At 72.3% G+C, this 18,841-nt stretch carries 13 protein-coding genes and 1 pseudogene; 7 read left to right on the top strand and 7 right to left on the bottom strand.

Features of this window, described 5'->3' with window-relative positions; translation table 11 throughout:
* Positions 1-21 precede the first annotated feature (21 nt).
* Genes OIE75_RS25380 through OIE75_RS25365 form a run of 4 tightly spaced genes read right to left on the bottom strand, consistent with a single transcriptional unit; the run spans position 22 to position 4,403 of the window.
* Complete coding sequence (locus OIE75_RS25380; RefSeq protein ID WP_122616199.1) at positions 22-663, bottom strand: GTP-binding protein; 642 nt, start codon at positions 661-663, stop codon at positions 22-24.
* A complete protein-coding gene (locus OIE75_RS25375; RefSeq protein ID WP_122616198.1) occupies positions 644-1,084 on the bottom strand; it encodes a DUF742 domain-containing protein in 441 nt (146 codons plus the stop codon). The genes OIE75_RS25380 and OIE75_RS25375 overlap by 20 nt, the downstream gene beginning before the upstream one ends.
* Complete coding sequence (locus OIE75_RS25370) at positions 1,081-1,584, bottom strand: roadblock/LC7 domain-containing protein (protein WP_163015789.1); 504 nt, start codon at positions 1,582-1,584, stop codon at positions 1,081-1,083. Before OIE75_RS25370 ends, OIE75_RS25375 begins: the two co-directional genes overlap by 4 nt.
* Positions 1,581-4,403, bottom strand: a complete 2,823-nt coding sequence (locus OIE75_RS25365; protein WP_329472218.1) for a sensor histidine kinase — start codon at positions 4,401-4,403, stop codon at positions 1,581-1,583. The genes OIE75_RS25370 and OIE75_RS25365 overlap by 4 nt, the downstream gene beginning before the upstream one ends.
* A 450-nt stretch (positions 4,404-4,853) precedes the next feature.
* Between OIE75_RS25365 and OIE75_RS25360 the strand changes: the two genes are divergently transcribed.
* Positions 4,854-5,645 (top strand): protein phosphatase 2C domain-containing protein, encoded by a 792-nt coding sequence (locus tag OIE75_RS25360; protein WP_329472217.1) that lies wholly within the window; start codon positions 4,854-4,856, stop codon positions 5,643-5,645.
* A gap of 16 nt (positions 5,646-5,661) precedes the next feature.
* On the opposite strand, the gene OIE75_RS25355 is transcribed toward OIE75_RS25360, so the two are convergent.
* On the bottom strand, positions 5,662-6,156 hold the full coding sequence (locus OIE75_RS25355) for a MarR family winged helix-turn-helix transcriptional regulator (RefSeq protein ID WP_307015092.1): 495 nt from the start codon (positions 6,154-6,156) through the stop codon (positions 5,662-5,664).
* Between the two features lie 437 nt (positions 6,157-6,593).
* Here OIE75_RS25355 and OIE75_RS25350 point away from each other — a divergent pair, with 437 nt between their 5' ends.
* Positions 6,594-7,421 carry a lysozyme gene (locus OIE75_RS25350; protein WP_307015091.1) on the top strand — a complete coding sequence of 276 codons (828 nt, stop codon included), beginning with the start codon at positions 6,594-6,596 and terminating at the stop codon, positions 7,419-7,421.
* A 51-nt stretch (positions 7,422-7,472) separates the two neighbouring features.
* On the opposite strand, the gene OIE75_RS25345 is transcribed toward OIE75_RS25350, so the two are convergent.
* Positions 7,473-8,414 carry an EamA family transporter gene (locus OIE75_RS25345; RefSeq protein ID WP_307015090.1) on the bottom strand — a complete coding sequence of 314 codons (942 nt, stop codon included), beginning with the start codon at positions 8,412-8,414 and terminating at the stop codon, positions 7,473-7,475.
* A gap of 69 nt (positions 8,415-8,483) precedes the next feature.
* Between OIE75_RS25345 and OIE75_RS25340 the strand changes: the two are divergent.
* A pseudogene (locus tag OIE75_RS25340) lies at positions 8,484-9,332 on the top strand (LysR family transcriptional regulator); the annotation flags it as partial.
* A gap of 91 nt (positions 9,333-9,423) precedes the next feature.
* Here OIE75_RS25340 and lon read toward each other — a convergent pair.
* The gene (gene lon, locus OIE75_RS25335; protein WP_329472216.1) at positions 9,424-11,847 is read right to left on the bottom strand and encodes an endopeptidase La; all 2,424 of its coding nucleotides are present in this window, start codon (positions 11,845-11,847) and stop codon (positions 9,424-9,426) included.
* 164 nt (positions 11,848-12,011) lie between these two features.
* Between lon and OIE75_RS25330 the strand changes: the two genes are divergently transcribed.
* The 4 genes from OIE75_RS25330 (at position 12,012) to OIE75_RS25315 (ending at position 18,785) form a co-directional block, all read left to right on the top strand.
* A complete protein-coding gene (locus OIE75_RS25330; protein WP_307015088.1) occupies positions 12,012-12,710 on the top strand; it encodes a spermidine synthase in 699 nt (232 codons plus the stop codon).
* 113 nt (positions 12,711-12,823) lie between these two features.
* Positions 12,824-13,564, top strand: a complete 741-nt coding sequence (locus tag OIE75_RS25325) for a response regulator transcription factor (RefSeq protein WP_064729795.1) — start codon at positions 12,824-12,826, stop codon at positions 13,562-13,564.
* On the top strand, positions 13,561-14,685 hold the full coding sequence (locus OIE75_RS25320) for a sensor histidine kinase (protein ID WP_064729794.1): 1,125 nt from the start codon (positions 13,561-13,563) through the stop codon (positions 14,683-14,685). Before OIE75_RS25325 ends, OIE75_RS25320 begins: the two co-directional genes overlap by 4 nt.
* Before the next feature lie 281 nt (positions 14,686-14,966).
* On the top strand, positions 14,967-18,785 hold the full coding sequence (locus OIE75_RS25315; protein WP_329472215.1) for a multifunctional oxoglutarate decarboxylase/oxoglutarate dehydrogenase thiamine pyrophosphate-binding subunit/dihydrolipoyllysine-residue succinyltransferase subunit: 3,819 nt from the start codon (positions 14,967-14,969) through the stop codon (positions 18,783-18,785).
* Positions 18,786-18,841: the final 56 nt, after the last annotated feature.

The following is an 18,841-nucleotide window of genomic DNA, read 5'->3' as shown; positions in this document are numbered from 1 at the left end:
CCTAAGGGGACTGCTCGGGGACTACTCGGGGGTTTCGTCGAGCGCGTGGCCCACGAGGGACAAGAGGGTCTCGATGGCCGAGATCCGACGGCGCGCATCCATGATCATTACAGGTATGTGCGCGGGGATCGTCAGCGCCTCCCGCACGTCCTCCGCCCCGAACAGCTCGCTGCCGTCGAAGTGGTTCACGGCGACGACGTACGGCAGTCCGCAGCTCTCGAAGTAGTCCAGCGCCGGGAAGCAGTCCTTCAGGCGCCGGGTGTCGGCCAGCACGACGGCGCCGATCGCGCCGCGCACCAGGTCGTCCCACATGAACCAGAACCGCTGCTGGCCCGGCGTGCCGAACAGGTAGAGCACCAGGTCGTCGTCGAGCGTGATGCGGCCGAAGTCCATGGCCACGGTGGTGGTGAGCTTGCCCGGGGTGGCGGTGAGGTCGTCGGTCTCCTCGCTCGCCTCGGTCATCAGCGCCTCGGTCTGCAGGGGCGTGATCTCCGAGACGGCGGTGACCAGCGTGGTCTTGCCGACGCCGAAACCGCCCGCCACCACGATCTTCGTGGCTATGGGCGCGCGGGTCGGGTCCGTCTGCCAGGGCTGTGCGGGCTCGTCGGGGTCGACGAGCGGGGAGACGCCGGAGGCGGCGGCGTCAGAGACGACGGAGTCCACTGAGCACCCTTTCGAGCAGAGCGCGGTCCGGGCGGCCCGTGCCGTGGCCGGTCCCGGTGCCGTACACACGGATCTTTCCCTGGTCCGCCAGGTCGCTGAGGAGCACGCGGACCACGCCGAGCGGCATCTTCAGCAGCGCGGCGATCTCGGCCACCGTACGCATACGGCGGCACAGTTCGACGATGGCCCGCATCTCCGGCATCACGCGGGAGGTCAGGCCGCCGTTCGTCAGTTCCTTGCGCTCCTCGGCGGCTTCGAGCGCGGCGGTGCCGGCCGTGGCGCCGACGAACGTCTCGACCAGCAGGACGTGGCCGAAGCGGGTCCGTCCGCCGGTGAGCGAGTAGGGGCGTACGCGGGCGGGTTTGCGGTCTGCGCCGCGTACGGGGAGGTTCCCCCGGCTGTTCCCGGGACTGCTGCTCATCGGGCGCTCCCCGTCGACTCGGACTCCAGGGACTTCCGCAGCTCGCTGCGGAGTTCGGGCGTCAGGACATGGCCGGCGCGGCCGACGAAGAGCGCCATGTGGTACGCGACGACACTCATGTCGCAGTCCGCGGAGCCGTGCACGCCGAGCAGCGAGCCGTCGCTGATCGACATCACGAACAGGCTGCCCTCGTCCATCGCGACCATCGTGTGCTTCACCGTGCCGAAGTCCATCAGCCGGGCGGCGCCGATCGTCAGGCTGCCCACGCCGGAGACGACGGTGGCGAGGTCGGCCGCCGAGCCGCGGGGACCGGTGCGGGGCGCTTCGCGGACCTGCCGGGCCTCCTCGTTCCGACCGGGGTCGGAGGAGAGGAGCAGGAGGCCGTCGGAGGAGACCACCGCGACCGATTGGATGCCGGGCACCTCCTCCACGAGGTTGGTCAGCAGCCAGTGGAGATTGCGGGCCTCACTGCTCAGACCGAAGGTACTGGGCGCGGTCAACTGCTTGCCTCCTCGACGGTGCCCCCCGTGGCTTCTTCGGTTGTGTCCGCCGCGGCGATCTCCGCCTCGACGTCGCGTCGTCCGGCTTCCGCCCCCTGGCGGAATCCTCCCAGGCGGCGGCGGAGTGCCTCGGCGTCGACGGAGCCCGAGGTGCGCGGCCGCGGTGCCGTCGCGGGTGTGCTGAGTTTCGGGGTCCGCTTGGGCAGGCCCTTGTCGGTGACGGGTTCGGCCTCGTCCGGCGCGCGGTCGTGGGCGTCGGGGCCGACGGCGTACGGGTCGCGTGCGGGCTCCGGTCCGGGAGCGGGCTCCGGGTCCGCGGCGGGCTCCAGGTCCGGTGGTCCGGCCTGGGCCGGGAGCAGGAGCGCCATCGTGGTGTCGTCGGGGAGGTCCCGGCCCAGGGCGGCGGTCTCGTCCCGGGAGCCGGGCGCGTCGGTGTCCCCTGCGTCGCTCTCGGCGGCCGGTGCGCCCTCCGGCTCCGGTTCCGGCTCCGGTGCGTCCGCGGTGGCCGGTGCGGCGGTAACGTCCCCCTCCGCGCGCCGTACGGCCTCCTCCGCCGAAGCCACCAGCGGGTCCGCGCTCCGGTGCGCACCCTTCGTCGCGCGCCCGTGCAGGACGTTGGAGTTGGCCTCCGCAGTGGCGCCGGGCAGGGAGAAGGACCCCGTGCCGTCGGACACCGGCACGGTCGGGGCCAGTGCCGCCGGCGGGGCCGGTGCGAGCAGCGGAGCGGGCAGGACGAGGACGGCCGCGACCCCGCCCTGCTTCTGCTCCCGCAGCCGCACGCGCGCCCCGTGCCGGTGGGCGAGCCGGGCGACCACGTAGAGGCCGAGCCCGAGACCGTCCTCGCCCTCCTGGTCGTACGGCGCCTGCGGGTCGAAGTCGGTGAGGCGGGCGTTGAGCCGCTGGAGCCGGTCGGTGGCCATGCCGATGCCCTCGTCCTGGACGGAGAGCATCACCTCGCCGTTCTCCAGCAGCCAGCCGGAGACCTCGACGGGCAGGTCGGGAGGCGAGAACGAGGTGGCGTTCTCCATCAGTTCGGCGAGCAGGTGCGAGAGGTCGTCGGCGGCGAACCCGGCGACGTGCGCGTGCGGCGGCAGCGCGGCGATACGGACCCGCTCGTACCGCTCGATCTCGCTCACCGCGGCCCGGACCACGTCGACCAGCGGCACCGGTGAGGCGCTGTGCTGGACGTGTTCGGTGCCGGCCAGGACGAGGAGGTTCTCGCTGTGCCGGCGCATGACGGTGGCGAAGTGGTCGAGCTTGAACAGGGTGGACAGCCGGTCCGGGTCCTGTTCGCGCTCCTCCAGGCTCTCGATGACGGCGAGTTGCCGCTCGACCAGGCCGAGGGTGCGCAGCGCGAGGTTGACGAAGGTGGAGCCGATGCTCTTGCGCACCACGTCGAGGCGGGCGGCCGACTCGGCGAGTTCGGCGCGCAGTTCCTCGCGGGCGTCGGCCATCTTCTGGCGCTGGCCGACGAGGTGCTTGCGGTCGGACTCCAGCGTGTTGACCCGCTCGGCGAGCGTCGCGGCGTGCGCGTGCAGGGCGTTGACGGAGCGGACGACCTGGGCGAACTCGTCGTTGCGGCCGGTGAAGGCGACCGGTTCCTCGGCCGCCATGTCCTCCGCGCCGGCCAGCCGTGCCGAACCCCGGCGCAGCACCGACAGCGGGCGGGTGAGGGTGCGGGCCATGGCGGTGGCGATGCCGAGGGCGAGCAGGATCAGGGCGCCGAGGGCGGCGACCCGGATCTCCAGCGCGGTGACGTCGTCGTCGCGCAGCTGCTCCAGCGCCGTGGTGCGCTTCTCGTAGAGGGCGGACTCGGCGCCGCGCATCGCGTCGACGCGGGCGGAGAGGGCGGCGTCGAGCCGCTTGGTGCTGGTGCCGAGGTCGTCGTCGGAGAGCGTCGGTTCGTCGGTGAGCCCGGCGAGGTACTTCTCGGCGGAGTTGACCTCGGGCCCGGCGACGGTGGCGTCGAAGCTGCTCCGCGCCTCCTTGGGGGCGCCCTCGCGGAAGTCGGCGAGCGCCGCGTCGGAGCGCACCCGGGCCTGCTGGGCGGCGGCGGCGAGCGCGTCGCGCTGCTTGGCGTCCGCGTCCGAGGAGCTGGTCGTCTCGGTGGGCAGGCCGGTGATCGGGTCGATGACGGTCCGGGTGCTGCTGGGCACGGAGAGCGCGGCGAGCAGGAGGCCACGGGTGGCGGCGGCCTGCTGGACGGCGGTGTCCAGTTCGGCCAGCGCGTAGGCGCCGGCGCCCGCGCGGGGCGGCATCTCCTCGGCCAGGGCGTGGAGTTCGGTGATGGCCTCGGAGTACGCCTGGTGGGATTCGAGGGCGGTGCTCTTGCCGGTGAGGGCGGCCCGGCGCAGGGCGGCGATGGCGTCCAGGTCCTCGCGCAGGGCGGAGGGCGTGTCGGTGTCGGCGCGCAACTCCTCGACCTGCCGGTCCACGCGGGCGCTGCGCTGCTCGGAGGGCGCCTTGTCCTCGGGCCGGCCGGCCGCGATGTAGGGGGTGACCTCGTCGCGCTCGTCGGCGAGGGAGTGGGCGAGGCTGAGCGCGCCCTGGGTGCGTTCGGCGAGCGTCACCAGTTCCTGGGAGTCGTGCAGTTGCCCGGAGGCGGTCACGACCGAGGGGGCGCCGGCCGCGGCGACGGCTGCGGCCACGACCGCCACGGCGACGATCAGGCGGTTGCGTACGTGGGTGGGACGACCCTTGCCGACGGGGGTCTCCGGCGGTGCCGGGGTAGAGGTGCCGGGGGTGCGCTCAGCGCTCCCCGCGGGGGCCGTCTGCTTGTCTGTGCGACGAGGCCGCGTCTTCTGCACCGGTGCTCGCATTCCTCACTCGTGTACCCGTGGGCCCGGGTGGCGCTCCGTCAACTGGCCGGTCGGCGCAGGCATCCTCCGCCGAGCTCCGGGCCGTGCCCCGGCCGCCGGCAGCGCGTCGGGCGGGGAGACCGCGTGAGCGGGGCAGGCCCCCCACAGTTTCCCGACCCTCCCAGTGCCGGTGGGTGGTGAGCACGCATCATCCGACCCGCCACCCGAAGGAGTGAACCCCGGACGGGAGTTGGTGGGCAAGTTCCCCCGGCGCGTGCGACTCGGGTGTGCGGCGAGCCGGTTGGACGTCTGCGACGGGCGGTGGCACTATGTGCCGCCACGTGTCGTCCGGGCATGTGATTCCACCCCAAATCAGGCGCCTGACCTGCACCGGCGCGCGGGTTCCGGGGGAATCCGTGGAGGGTGCCAGCCTTTTGCGGACCCTGTGAAGGGGTCGTGCAGACTGGCCGGATGCGCACCGAACTCGTCTCGGAACCCGGACTGGCCGACCACCCCAACGAGGACTTCGCGAGCGTCGGACTACCGGCCTCGGGGCAGGGCGGCTCACTCGTCGTGCTGGACGGGGTGACACCTCCGCGGACCGGGACGGGGTGTCTGCATTCCGTGCCCTGGTTCACGGCCCACCTCGGCGGCGCGCTGACCGAACTGACCGTTTCACTGCCGGATGTCCCCCTCGTCGACGCGCTGTCCCGCGCCATCGCGCGTACCTCTGCGGCACACGCGGAAACCTGTGACCTTTCTCACCCGCGCACCCCGCAGGCAACCGTGGTCGTCGCCCGCTGGTCACCCGCCGAGGTCGAGTACCTGGTCCTCTCCGACTCCGCCCTGCTGGTGGAGGCGCCCGACGGCGCGGTCTCGGCCGTCCTGGACGACCGGCTGGCCCGGATCCCCCGCTCGGCGCTCGCCACGGACGCGATGGTGGACGCCGACCTGCGCAACAAGGAGGGCGGTTTCTACACGGCCGCGGCCGATCCGGCGGTGGCGGCGCGCGCGGTGACGGGGGTGCTGCCGCGCGGCGAGGTGCGGACCCTGGCGGCGCTGACGGACGGGGCCGGGCGGTGGGTGGAGAAGTTCCGGGAGGGCGACTGGACGGACTGCCTCACCCTGCTGCGCAAGCGGGGCGCGCGAGCCCTGGTGGACCGCGTACGGGAGCTGGAGCGGACGGACGCGGCGGGCACCCGCGCGCACCTCGGCCGCAGCAAGACCCACGACGACGCGACGGTGGTGTACGCGGAGTTGTGAGGCCTGGGGGCCGGGGCTACTTCTCCATCCCGCGGTTCAGTTCGTGCAGCAGGCGGGCCAGTTCCGAGACCTCGCGCGGGTCCCAGTCGGCGAGCCGGCCGGCGTAGCGGGCGCGGCGGGCCTCGCGTACCCGGCCGACGCGGTCCTGGCCCTCCCGGGTCAGGGTGACGAGCCAGGCGCGGCCGTCGGCGGGGTCGGGTTCGCGGGCGACGAGGCCGAGATCCTCCAGGGCGCGCAGCTGCCGGGACATGGTGGCCTTGCCGACGCCGATGTAGGCGGCGAGGTCGGTGGCCCGCTGCCCGCCGCACTCCCCGAGCCGCACGAGAAGGCCGTACGCGGACGACTCCAGGTCGGGGTGGACCTCCCGGGCCATCTCGCCCTGGTTGGCCCGGGCGCGCCGCAGCAGGACCGTCAACTCCCGCTCCAGCGCCAGGAACTCCGGCTGGTTCACACCACTGCCGGCAAGCTCGGATTCGACTGCGCGACCGTCGCCGTTCCCGCTTTCGTGCACGTCAGCCCCTGCCTCGGTTCTTTCCGGTTTTTCCCGGTCCTGAAAGTTTCCGCCACGGTCCGTCATCACCGCAGCTTGGCAAGTATTTCGCAGGCTTAGACCAACGGCAGCTTCCGGTCCCCCTTCCCACCTCCCGTTCTACGTGCGTAGCGTCGTCACCGGACCCACGAATGGCATGCCCACGCCACACACGGGTTCTCCTCCCCACTCACGCATCCCCCACCAGGGGGGTGTCGTTCGGATCTGGCCGGCTCCGGGCAACGGTGCCTCGCAGCCGACCCGAGTGGGGTCTGGTGCGTGCGGCTGCAAGGCGGAGGAGGGCGACAGGGCGGAGCCCTGGCAACCGACGACGCCGCAGATGCGCGTACCGGCCCCCGCGACCCCGGCAAGAGCCGAACGACACCCCCCGGGCCCCACCGAGCCATCGGAGGCACGTCATGCTCGTGCACAGATCCGGATCGGCCCGCGGCCGGCGTCTCGCCGTCACCGGGATCCTGCTCGCCGCCCTCTCCCTGGTGTCCGCCCTCCCCGCGCAGGCGGCGTCGGCCGCCGACACCCCGCCGCGCGGCTCCGCCCACATGGGCATGGGCGTCCTCGAACACGACGGGAGCCACGGCATCCCGGTCCCGGGCGACGCCGCCCAGACGGAGGGCGTCGACGTCTCCAGCCACCAGGGCAACGTCGCCTGGTCGACCCTGTGGAACAGCGGGGTCAAGTGGGCCTACGTCAAGGCCACCGAGGGGACGTACTACACCAACCCGTACTTCGCCCAGCAGTACAACGGCTCGTACAACGTCGGGATGATCCGCGGCGCCTACCACTTCGCCACCCCGGACAGCGCGAGCGGCGCCGCCCAGGCCAACTACTTCGTCGACCACGGCGGCGGCTGGTCCAGGGACGGCAGGACGCTGCCGGGGGCGCTCGACATCGAGTGGAACCCGTACGGCGCCGCCTGCTACGGCAAGACGCAGAGCCAGATGGTCTCCTGGATCCGCGACTTCCTGAACACGTACAAGGCCCGCACCGGCCGGGACGCCGTGATCTACACGGCCACCAGCTGGTGGACCCAGTGCACCGGCAACTACGGCGGCTTCGCCGCGAACAACCCGCTGTGGATCGCCCGGTACGCCGCGTCGGTGGGCACGCTGCCGGCCGGCTGGGGCTACTACACGATGTGGCAGTACACGTCGTCCGGTCCGACGGTCGGCGACCACAACAGGTTCAACGGCGCGCTCGACCGCGTGCAGGCGCTCGCCAACGGCTGACCCGGCGCCGGCGCCGGCCGCCCGGGCCGCGGCGGCCGGCGCCGGCCCACGTCACCGGGCCCGGTCGCCGTCCCCCGCGCCGCGCCTGCCCGTCCGCACCGCGCCGACGCTCGCCGCCACCACCAGCGCGACGGCCAGGCACTGCGGCAGGGAGAGGCCCTGGTCCAGGACGAGGAAGCCGGCCAGCGCCGCGATCGCCGGGGCCAGGCTCATCAGAACCGCGAACGTGGGTGCCGGAAGCCGCCGCAGGGCCAGGAGTTCCAGGGTGTAGGGCAGTCCGGAGGAGAGCAGGGCCACGGCCGCCCCGAGGCCGAGCACCGACGGCTGGAGCAGCGCCGTACCCGCCGACCCGATCCCCAGCGGGAGGCTCAGCAGCGCGGCCACGGCCATCGCCAGGGCCAGCCCGTCGAGCCGGGCGAAACGGGCGCCGGCCCGCGCGTTGAGGACGATGTACGCCGCCCACATCGCACCCGCGCCGAGGGCCAGGGCGACACCCGCCGGGCTCAGTTCGGCGAAGCCCTCGTGCCCGAGGAGGGCGACACCGGCGAGGGCCAGCGCCGCCCAGACCAGGCTCAGGGCGCGGCGGGCGCCGAACACGCTCAGGGCGAGCGGGCCGAGCACCTCCAGGGTGACGGCCGGACCGAGCGGGATCCGTTCGATCGCCTGGTAGAAGAGGAGGTTCATGCCGCCCAGGGCCACCCCGAACGCGGTCACGACGGCCCAGTCGGTGCGGCTGTGGCCACGCAGGCGGGGACGGCAGACGGCCGTCAGCAGCAGCGCCGCGAGCGTCACCCGCAGCGCCACCACGCCGAAGGCACCGGCCCGCGGAAACAGCAGGGCCGCCACGGCCGAGCCGAACTGTACGGAGACCGTGCCGGCCAGCACCATCGCGATGCCGGTGAGGCTGCCCGCGCCGGGCGGGGCGACGGTGGTGCGGGAAGTGGGTGTGACCGCGGGCTGCGCGGCGAGGGCCGCGTGGGTCGTCTCTGCCATGGCCTCCACGCTAGGAATCCGGGCGCGGCCCGTGAAATGCCTGTCCGTCCACGGTTATGCTCACGAGGCATGACCATGGAGCTGCGCCATCTGCGGGCCTTCCTCGCGATCGCCGAGGAGGGCACGATCACGCGCGCCGCGGCGCTCCTGCACACCGGCCAGCCCGCGCTCTCCCGCACGCTGCGCCAGTTGGAGACCCACCTCGGCACCCGCCTCGTGGACCGCTCCACGCATCACCTGGAGCTGACGGCCGCCGGACGCGGCTTCCGGGACCGGGCGGCGGCCGCGCTGGCCGCCGTGGACGCGGTCTTCGACCCGCGCTCGCCGGGCGCGCTGCCGCTGCGCCTCGGCCACCCCTGGGCGGCACTCGGCGACCACACCGTCCCGCTGCTGCGCCGCTGGGACGAGGAGCACCCTGACGTACCGCTGGAGCTGCGCCGGATCGACGACCGCACCGCCGGGCTGACCCGCGGCGAGGTCGACGTGGCACTGCTGCGCGGGGCGCTCGACGCGCCGGGACTGGTCACGGAGCTGCTGAAGCGGGAGGAGCGGGTGGCGGTGGTCCCCGCGGACAGCGAGCTGGCCGGACGGGAGTCCCTGACGCTGGCGGACCTCCGGTCGTGGCCGATCGCCCTGAACACGGTGGCCGGGACCACCACGCTCGACCTGTGGCCGCCGGAGGCGCGGCCCACGGCGACGATCGAGGTCACCAACACGGACGAGTGGCTGACCGCGATCGCCGCGGGACGGGCGGTCGGCGTCTCGACCTCGGCCACCCCGCGGCTGCATCTCCACCCCGCGATCGCCTACCGCCCCCTGACGGACGCGCCGCCGGTCCCCCTGGTGCTGGCCTGGAAGCGCGGCGCCCCGGCCCACCCGGCCATCCCCGACCTGGTCCGCCTGGCCCGCGAGGTGGTTCCCGAGGCATGGGCGCGGCCCCCCGGCACGCACGGCGGAGGCCCGGACCCCCTCAGGGGATCCGGGCCTCCGTCTCATCCGGCAGCGTCCGTCACGCCGCGACCGGAGTCGTACGCGCCGCCCCGTTCGTCGCGGGGGCGAGCGCCAGTTCCAGCACCTGGCGGACGTCGCTGACGGCGTGGACGTCGAGCTTGTCCAGCACCTCCGCCGGGATGTCGTCCAGGTCGGGCTCGTTGCGCTTGGGGATGATCACCGTGGTGACCCCCGCCCGGTGCGCCGCGAGCAGCTTCTGCTTGACCCCGCCGATCGGCAGGACGCGTCCGGTCAGCGAGACCTCGCCGGTCATCGCCACGTCGGTCCGGACCAGCCGTCCGGAGAGCAGCGAGGCGAGGGCCGTGGTCATGGTGACGCCGGCGCTCGGGCCGTCCTTGGGGACCGCGCCCGCCGGGAAGTGGATGTGCGCTCCCCGGTCCTTCAGGTCGCCCACCGGCAGTTCCAGCTCGGCTCCGTGGCTGCGCAGGAAGCTCAGCGCGATCTGCGCCGACTCCTTCATCACGTCGCCCAGCTGACCGGTCAGGGTCAGTCCCGCCGCGCCCGTCTCCGGGTCGGCCAGCGACGCCTCGACGTAGAGGACGTCGCCGCCCGCGCCGGTGACCGCGAGGCCGGTGGCCACGCCCGGCACCGAGGTGCGCCGCTCCGCCGGGTCCTGGGCGGACTCGGGCACGTGGTGCGGCCGGCCGATCAGGCCGCGCAGGTCGGCGTCGGTGACGGTGAAGGGCAGCTCCCGCTCGCCCAGTTCGTGCTGGGCCGCCACCTTGCGCAGCATCCGGGCGATCGACCGCTCCAGGGTGCGTACGCCCGCCTCACGGGTGTACTCGCCCGCGAGCTTGCGCAGCGCGCCCTCGTCGACCGTGACCTCCCCGTCGTCGAGTCCGGCCCGCTCCAGCTGGCGCGGGAGCAGGTGGTCACGGGCGATGACGACCTTCTCGTCCTCGGTGTAGCCGTCCAGGCGGACCAGCTCCATGCGGTCGAGCAGCGCCTCCGGGATGGCCTCCAGGACGTTGGCGGTGGCGAGGAAGACGACGTCGGACAGGTCCAGCTCGACCTCCAGGTAGTGGTCCCGGAAGGTGTGGTTCTGGGCCGGGTCGAGGACTTCGAGCAGGGCCGCGGCGGGGTCGCCGCGGAAGTCGGAGCCGACCTTGTCGATCTCGTCGAGCAGGACGACCGGGTTCATGGACCCCGCCTCCTTGATCGCCCGCACGATCCGGCCGGGCAGCGCGCCGACGTACGTACGCCGGTGGCCGCGGATCTCGGCCTCGTCGCGGACGCCGCCGAGGGCGACGCGGACGAACTTGCGGCCCATCGCGTGGGCGACGGACTCGCCGAGCGAGGTCTTGCCGACGCCGGGCGGGCCCACCAGGGCCAGTACGGCACCGCCACGCCGGCCACCGACCACGCCGAGGCCCCGGTCGCCGCGCCGCTTGCGCACGGCGAGGTACTCGGTGATGCGCTCCTTCACGTCCTCCAGGCCCGCGTGCTCGGCGTCGAGCACGGCCTGGGCGCCCTGGATGTCGTAGGCGTCCTCGGTGCGCTCGCTCCACGGCATCTCCAGCACCGTGTCGAGCCAGGTGCGGATCCAGGAGCCCTCGGGCGACTGGTCGGAGGACCGCTCCAGCTTGTCGACCTCCTTGAGGGCGGCCTCGCGGACCTTCCCGGGCAGGTCGGCGGCCTCGACGCGGGCGCGGTAGTCGTCGGACTCCTCACCGTCCTGCTCGCCGTTGATCTCGCGCAGCTCCTTGCGCACGGCTTCGAGCTGGCGGCGCAGCAGGAACTCCCGCTGCTGCTTGTCGACGCCCTCCTGGACGTCCTTGGCGATGCTCTCGGCGACGTCCTGCTCGGCGAGGTGGTCGCGCAGCTGCTGGGTGGCGAGCTTCAGGCGGGCCACCGGGTCGGCGGTCTCCAGCAGCTCGACCTTCTGCTCGGTGGTGAGGAACGGCGAGTATCCGGAGTTGTCGGCCAGCGCGGAGACGTCGTCGATGGCCTGGACGCGGTCGACGACCTGCCAGGCGCCGCGCTTGCGCAGCCAGGCGGTGGCGAGCGCCTTGTACTCCTTCACCAGCTCGGCGACCTGGCCGGGCAGGGGGTCGGGCACGGTCTCGTCGACGCGGGTGCCCTCGACCCAGAGCGCGGCGCCGGGACCGGTGGTGCCGGCGCCGATCGCCACCCGGCCCCGGCCGCGGATCAGGGCGCCCGGGTCGCCGTCGGCCAGCCGGCCGACCTGCTCGACGGTGCCGAGGACGCCGGTGGCGGCGTGGGTGCCGTCGATGCGCGGGACGAGCAGGACCTTGGGCTTGCCGGGCTCGGACCGGGCGGCGGCCTGGGCGGCCTCCACCGCGGCCCGTACCTCGGCGTCGCTCAGGTCCAGGGGGACGACCATGCCGGGCAGGACCACTTCGTCGTCGAGCGGCAGCACGGGCAGGGTGAGCGGTGTGAAGGCGGCGGACTCAGCAGCCATGATCTCCCCTTCGGCAGTCAAGTTGAGTTACATCGACTCAATGAAAGGGAGTCCCCGATTGTTCCCCCGAGGGTGTTCGCTCTGAGCGATCACTGCTCGGAGCGCCGCCGCCCCTGCACGAAAAGCGCTCCCGGCCCGCGCGGCATTCCTGCCAGGATGGGCCGATGGCCATCACTTCCCCCGACTTCCGCGAGGCCCCCGAGGTGCTGGACCGCAGGGAGGGCCCGTACGGCGAGGTCGTCCTGCGCCGGCACGGGACACTGCTCCAGATCATCGCGAACGGCTGCTTCCTGATGGACACCTCCGACGGGCGCTCCGAGCGGCGGCTGGTCGACGCGGCGGCCGACGCGCTCGCCGGGTCCGGCGGGCGGACCGCGCCGCACCTGCTCATCGGCGGGCTCGGCGTCGGCTTCTCGCTCGCCCACGCGGCCGCCGACCCCCGCTGGGGCCGGATCGCGGTCGTCGAACGAGAGCCCGCCGTCATCGACTGGCACCGCGCCGGGCCGCTCTCCGCCCTGTCGGCGGGTGCGCTGGCCGACCCGCGCACGAAGATCGTCGAAGCGGACCTGGTGACCTACGTCAATGAGACTTCCGACACGTACGACGCGCTCTGCCTGGACATCGACAACGGCCCCGGCTGGACCGTCACCGAGGGCAACGACGGGCTGTACGGACCGTCCGGACTGGCGGGCTGCGCACGGCTGTTGAGGCCCGGCGGGGTACTTGCCGTATGGTCTGCGCAGCCCTCTCCGGAATTCGAAGAAACCTTGCGTAATGCCGGTTTCCAGCAGGTGCGTACCGAAGAGATCCCCGTTGCCCGGGGCGTTCCGGACGTCGTCCATCTCGGCGTCGGTCCTGGATAGCAATGCCGTGGGAACTCCCCGTACGCTGCTGCTCTGACACGGATCATTCAAGCGTCAATCGCAGTCATGGGATCACCCCACGGATTCCGGAAAGCACACCTCAGGGGCGGGCGATGGAGCAGACACAGACCTCCCACAACGGCTCGGCCGCGGCCACCCAGGGCGCACAGCGCCGGGTGCTGGTGGTCGAGGACGACCAGACGATCGTGGACGCCATCGCGACCCGCCTGCGCGCCGAGGGGTTCCTGGTGCAGACGGCGGGCGACGGTCCGTCCGCCGTCGACACGGCCGAGGCATGGCAGCCGGACCTGCTGATCCTCGACATCATGCTGCCGGGCTTCGACGGCCTGGAGGTCTGCCGGCGCGTGCAGGCCCAGCGGCCGGTGCCGGTGATGATGCTCACCGCGCGCGACGACGAGACGGACATGCTGGTCGGGCTCGGCGTGGGCGCCGACGACTACATGACCAAGCCGTTCTCGATGCGCGAGCTGGCCGCGCGCGTGCACGTGCTGCTGCGCCGGGTGGAGCGGGCCGTCGTGGCCGCCTCGACGCCGCGCAGCGGCATCCTGCGCCTCGGTGAGCTGGAGATCGACCACGCGCAGCGCCGGGTGCGTGTGCGCAGCGAGGACGTCCACCTCACCCCCACCGAGTTCGACCTGCTGGTCTGCCTGGCGAACACCCCGCGCGCGGTGCTCTCCCGTGAGCAGCTGCTGGCCGAGGTGTGGGACTGGGCGGACGCCTCCGGCACCCGGACCGTGGACAGCCACATCAAGGCGCTGCGCCGGAAGATCGGCGCCGAGCGCATCCGCACCGTGCACGGCGTGGGGTACGCGCTGGAGACGCCGACGCCATGAGCCGAGGGCGGGAGGCCGCACGGAGGAGCCCCGGCCCCCGCATCGCCGGGGAGCCCTGGGGCGGCGTACGCCCGTTCTCGGTGAAGACCAAGCTGGGCGCGCTGGTCGTCACGTCGGTGCTGATCACCACCGGTCTGTCGGTGATCGCGGTGCACACCAAGACGGAGCTGCGCTTCATCACGGTCTTCTCGATGATCGCCACGCTGCTGATCACCCAGTTCGTGGCGCACTCGCTGACCGCGCCGCTGGACGAGATGAACGCGGTGGCCCGGTCCATCTCGCACGGCGACTACACGCGCCGGGTGCGCGAGAACCGCCGCGACGAGCTGGGCGACCTGGCCGTCACCATCAACCGCATGGCCGACGACCTGGAGGCGCAGGACCTCCAGCGCAAGGAGCTGGTCGCGAACGTCTCGCACGAGCTGCGCACCCCCATCGCGGGCCTGCGCGCGGTGCTGGAGAACATCGTCGACGGCGTCACCGAGGCCGACCCGGAGACCATGCGGACCGCGCTCGGCCAGACCGAGCGGCTCGGCCGGCTGGTGGAGACGCTGCTGGACCTCTCCCGCCTGGACAACGGCGTGATACCGCTGCGCAAGCGGCGCTTCGAGGTCTGGCCGTACCTCTCCGGCGTGCTCAAGGAGGCCAACATGGTCGCCTCGGCCCGCGCGGGCATCGCCTCCGGCTCGGGCAGCCACACGCGTACCGACGTCCACCTGGCGCTCGACGTCTTCCCGCCGGAGCTGACCGCGCACGCCGACCCCGAGCGCATCCACCAGGTCGTCGCCAACCTCATCGACAACGCGGTCAAGCACAGCCCGCCGCACGGCCGCGTGACGGTCCGCGCGCGCCGCGGGGAGCTGCCCGAGTCGCTCGAGCTGGAGGTCCTCGACGAGGGACCCGGCATCCCGCGTTCGGAGTGGCGCCGGGTGTTCGAGCGGTTCAACCGGGGTTCGGTGTCCCGGCCGCACGGTCCGGGCAGCGACGGCGGCACCGGTCTGGGGCTCGCGATCGCGCGCTGGGCGGTGGATCTGCACGGCGGCCGGATCGGTGTGGCCGAATCCGAGCGCGGCTGCCGGATTCTCATCACTCTTCCGGGCCTGCCGTCGACGCCGGGTTGACGTAGGGTTCGAAGCGGAGCTTCAAGATCCACGAGCATCCGCCCTGGCGGACACGTGTGATCAGGGACAGGCCCGCGTTTTCCCGGCGCCGGGTCCCGCTCCGCTCTTCCCACGTGCAGCAGAACCTCGCTTGTTTCCCGCCATTTCCAGCGCCGAAACACCGTCTGCAATGTGACTTACGCGACGATGAACGGGCCCGGCCTGACCTTCGGGGTCGGCAAGGCGTAGCCTTGATTCCCGCTGTCCACCATCTTGTGAAGCGGAAGAGGGCGGTTCTCGCCGTGTCGCCACAGTCCCCCAGTAACTCGAGCATCTCGACCGACACCGACCAAGCGGGCAAGAACCCCGCTGCCGCGTTCGGTGCCAACGAGTGGCTCGTTGACGAGATCTATCAGCAGTACCTCCAGGACCCGAATTCCGTGGACCGAGCCTGGTGGGACTTCTTCGCCGACTACAAGCCCGGGGCGCCCGCGGCCCAGGCCGCCGCCCCCGCGGCCGCGGCCACGGACTCCGGCAGCGCGCCACAGGCCGCCCCCGCACCACAGGCGCAGGCTCCCGCCCCGGCCCAGCCGAAGGCGCCCGCCCAGCCGGCCGCCCCCGCGAAGCCCGCCGCCGCGGCTCCGGCCGCCAAGCCCGCCGCCGCGCCGGCGAAGCCCGCGGCCCAGCCGCAGGCGAAGGCGGCCGCGCCCGCCGCCTCCGCCGCCTCCTCGAAGGACGCCGCCGCGGCCCCCGAGGGCCCCGAGCTGGTGACCCTGCGCGGCCCGGCCGCCGCGGTCGCGAAGAACATGAACGCCTCGCTGGAGCTGCCCACGGCCACGTCCGTGCGCGCCGTCCCGGTGAAGCTGCTGTTCGACAACCGCATCGTCATCAACAACCACCTCAAGCGCGCCCGGGGCGGGAAGATCTCCTTCACGCACCTCATCGGCTACGCGATGGTGCAGGCCATCAAGGCCATGCCGACGATGAACTACGCGTTCGGCGAGAAGGACGGCAAGCCGACCCTCGTCAAGCCCGCGCACGTCAACCTCGGCCTCGCCATCGACCTGGTCAAGCCCAACGGCGACCGCCAGCTGGTCGTCGCGGCGATCAAGAAGGCCGAGACGCTGAACTTCTTCGAGTTCTGGCAGGCCTACGAGGACATCGTCCGCCGCGCCCGCGACGGCAAGCTGACGATGGACGACTTCTCCGGCGTCACGGTCTCCCTGACCAACCCCGGCGGCCTCGGCACCGTCCACTCGGTGCCGCGCCTGATGCCCGGCCAGTCGGTCATCATGGGCGTCGGCTCCATGGACTACCCCGCGGAGTTCCAGGGCACCAGCCAGGACACCCTGAACAAGCTCGGCATCTCGAAGGTCATGACGCTCACGTCGACCTACGACCACCGGGTCATCCAGGGCGCCGCCTCCGGCGAGTTCCTGCGCCAGGTCGCCAACCTGCTCCTCGGCGAGAACGGCTTCTACGACGAGATCTTCAAGGCGCTGCGCATCCCCTACGAGCCGGTCCGCTGGCTCAAGGACATCGACGCCAGCCACGACGACGACGTCACCAAGGCCGCCCGCGTCTTCGAGCTGATCCACTCCTACCGGGTCCGCGGCCACGTCATGGCCGACACCGACCCGCTGGAGTACCAGCAGCGCAAGCACCCCGACCTGGACATCACCGAGCACGGGCTCACCCTGTGGGACCTGGAGCGCGAGTTCGCGGTCGGCGGCTTCGCGGGCAAGTCCCTGATGAAGCTGCGCGACATCCTCGGCGTGCTGCGCGACTCGTACTGCCGCACCACCGGCGTCGAGTTCATGCACATCCAGGACCCGAAGCAGCGCAAGTGGATCCAGGACCGCATCGAGCGCTCGCACACCAAGCCGGAGCGCGAGGAGCAGCTGCGCATCCTGCGCCGGCTGAACGCGGCGGAGGCCTTCGAGACCTTCCTGCAGACGAAGTACGTCGGCCAGAAGCGCTTCTCCCTGGAGGGCGGCGAGTCCGTCATCCCGCTGCTCGACGCGGTCATCGACTCGGCGGCCGAGTCGCGCCTGGACGAGGTCGTCGTCGGCATGGCCCACCGCGGCCGGCTGAACGTGCTGGCCAACGTCGTCGGCAAGTCGTACGCGCAGATCTTCCGCGAGTTCGAGGGCAACCTCGACCCGAAGTCGATGCACGGCTCCGGCGACGTGAAGTACCACCTGGGCGCCGAGGGCACCTTCACCGGCCTGGACGGCGAGCAGATCAAGGTCTCGCTGGTCGCCAACCCCTCGCACCTGGAGGCGGTCGACCCGATCCTGGAGGGCGTCTCGCGCGCCAAGCAGGACATCATCGGCAAGGGCGGCACGGACTTCACCGTCCTGCCGGTGGCGATCCACGGCGACGCGGCCTTCGCGGGCCAGGGCGTGGTGGCCGAGACCCTGAACATGTCGCAGCTGCGCGGCTACCGCACCGGCGGCACGGTCCACGTCGTCATCAACAACCAGGTCGGCTTCACCGCCGCCCCGGAGTCCTCGCGCTCCTCGATGTACGCCACCGACGTGGCCCGCATGATCGAGGCCCCGATCTTCCACGTGAACGGCGACGACCCGGAGGCCTGCGTCCGTGTGGCGCGGCTGGCCTTCGAGTTCCGCCAGGCGTTCAACAAGGACGTGGTGATCGACCTCATCTGCTACCGCCGCCGCGGGCACAACGAGACCGACAACCCGGCCTTCACCCAGCCGCTGATGTACGACCTGATCGACAAGAAGCGCTCGGTGCGCAAGCTCTACACCGAGTCCCTCATCGGTCGCGGCGACATCACCCTGGAAGAGGCCGAGCAGGCGCTCCAGGACTACCAGGGGCAGCTGGAGAAGGTCTTCACCGAGGTCCGCGAGGCCGCGTCCCAGCCGGCCTCCGCCGAGCCCTCGGAGCCGCAGGCCGAGTTCCCGGTCGCGGTGAACACCGCGGTCAGCGCCGAGACGGTCAAGCGGATCGCCGAGTCCCAGGTCAACATCCCCGACCACGTCACCGTGCACCCGCGGCTGCTGCCGCAGCTGCAGCGCCGGGCGGCGATGGTCGAGGACGGCACGATCGACTGGGGCATGGGCGAGACCCTCGCCGTCGGCTCGCTGCTCCTGGAGGGCGTCCCGGTCCGGCTCTCCGGCCAGGACTCGCAGCGCGGCACCTTCGGCCAGCGCCACGCGGTCGTCATCGACCGTGAGACGGGCGACGAGTTCACGCCGCTGCTGTACCTGTCCGAGGACCAGTCCCGGTACAACGTCTACAACTCGCTGCTCTCCGAGTACGCGGTGATGGGCTTCGAGTACGGCTACTCGCTGGCCCGCCCCGACGCGCTGGTGATGTGGGAGGCGCAGTTCGGCGACTTCGTCAACGGCGCGCAGACGGTCGTGGACGAGTTCATCTCGTCGGCCGAGCAGAAGTGGAACCAGACCTCCGGCGTCACCCTCCTCCTGCCGCACGGCTACGAGGGCCAGGGCCCGGACCACTCCTCGGCCCGGCCGGAGCGGTTCCTCCAGCTCTGCGCGCAGAACAACATGACGGTCGCGATGCCGACCCTGCCGTCGAACTACTTCCACCTCCTGCGGTGGCAGGTGCACAACCCGCACCACAAGCCGCTGGTCGTCTTCACCCCGAAGTCGATGCTGCGCCTGAAGGCCGCGGCCTCGAAGGCGGAGGAGTTCACGACGGGCCAGTTCCGCCCGGTCATCGGCGACGACTCGGTCGACCCGGCCGCCGTCAAGAAGGTCGTCTTCACCGCCGGCAAGGTCTACTACGACCTCGACGCCGAGCGGAAGAAGCGCGGCGCGACCGACACGGCCATCATCCGCATCGAGCGCCTGTACCCGCTGCCGGGTGCCGAGCTCCAGGCGGAGATCGCCAAGTACCCGAATGCCGAGAAGTACCTGTGGGCCCAGGAGGAGCCGGCGAACCAGGGTGCCTGGCCGTTCATCGCGCTCAACCTGATCGACCACCTGGACCTGGCGGTCGGCGCCGACATCCCGCACGGCGAGCGCCTGCGCCGCATCTCGCGCCCGCACGGCTCGTCCCCGGCCGTCGGTTCCGCCAAGCGGCACCAGGCCGAGCAGGAGCAGCTGGTGCGTGAGGTCTTCGAGGCCTGATCGCACACGGAGGCGACAGGAGGGGCCGGTCCCGGGAACGGGGCCGGCCCCTCCGG

This window comes from Streptomyces sp. NBC_01723 (assembly GCF_036246005.1).
Classification (GTDB): domain Bacteria; phylum Actinomycetota; class Actinomycetes; order Streptomycetales; family Streptomycetaceae; genus Streptomyces.
Note: the sequence above shows the minus strand (reverse complement) of the source record. Positions and strands in the feature narration are given on the sequence as shown.

What these genes read in the sequence shown, in the direction of transcription:
- OIE75_RS25375 (WP_122616198.1), bottom strand. Translation starts at nt 1,084, where the DNA reads ATGAGCAGCAGTCCCGGGAACAGCCGGGGGAACCTCCCCGTACGCGGC.
- OIE75_RS25365 (WP_329472218.1), bottom strand. Translation starts at nt 4,403, where the DNA reads ATGCGAGCACCGGTGCAGAAGACGCGGCCTCGTCGCACAGACAAGCAG.
- OIE75_RS25360 (WP_329472217.1), top strand. Translation starts at nt 4,854, where the DNA reads ATGCGCACCGAACTCGTCTCGGAACCCGGACTGGCCGACCACCCCAAC.
- OIE75_RS25350 (WP_307015091.1), top strand. Translation starts at nt 6,594, where the DNA reads ATGCTCGTGCACAGATCCGGATCGGCCCGCGGCCGGCGTCTCGCCGTC.
- OIE75_RS25345 (WP_307015090.1), bottom strand. Translation starts at nt 8,414, where the DNA reads ATGGCAGAGACGACCCACGCGGCCCTCGCCGCGCAGCCCGCGGTCACA.
- lon (WP_329472216.1), bottom strand. Translation starts at nt 11,847, where the DNA reads ATGGCTGCTGAGTCCGCCGCCTTCACACCGCTCACCCTGCCCGTGCTG.
- OIE75_RS25330 (WP_307015088.1), top strand. Translation starts at nt 12,012, where the DNA reads ATGGCCATCACTTCCCCCGACTTCCGCGAGGCCCCCGAGGTGCTGGAC.
- OIE75_RS25325 (WP_064729795.1), top strand. Translation starts at nt 12,824, where the DNA reads ATGGAGCAGACACAGACCTCCCACAACGGCTCGGCCGCGGCCACCCAG.
- OIE75_RS25320 (WP_064729794.1), top strand. Translation starts at nt 13,561, where the DNA reads ATGAGCCGAGGGCGGGAGGCCGCACGGAGGAGCCCCGGCCCCCGCATC.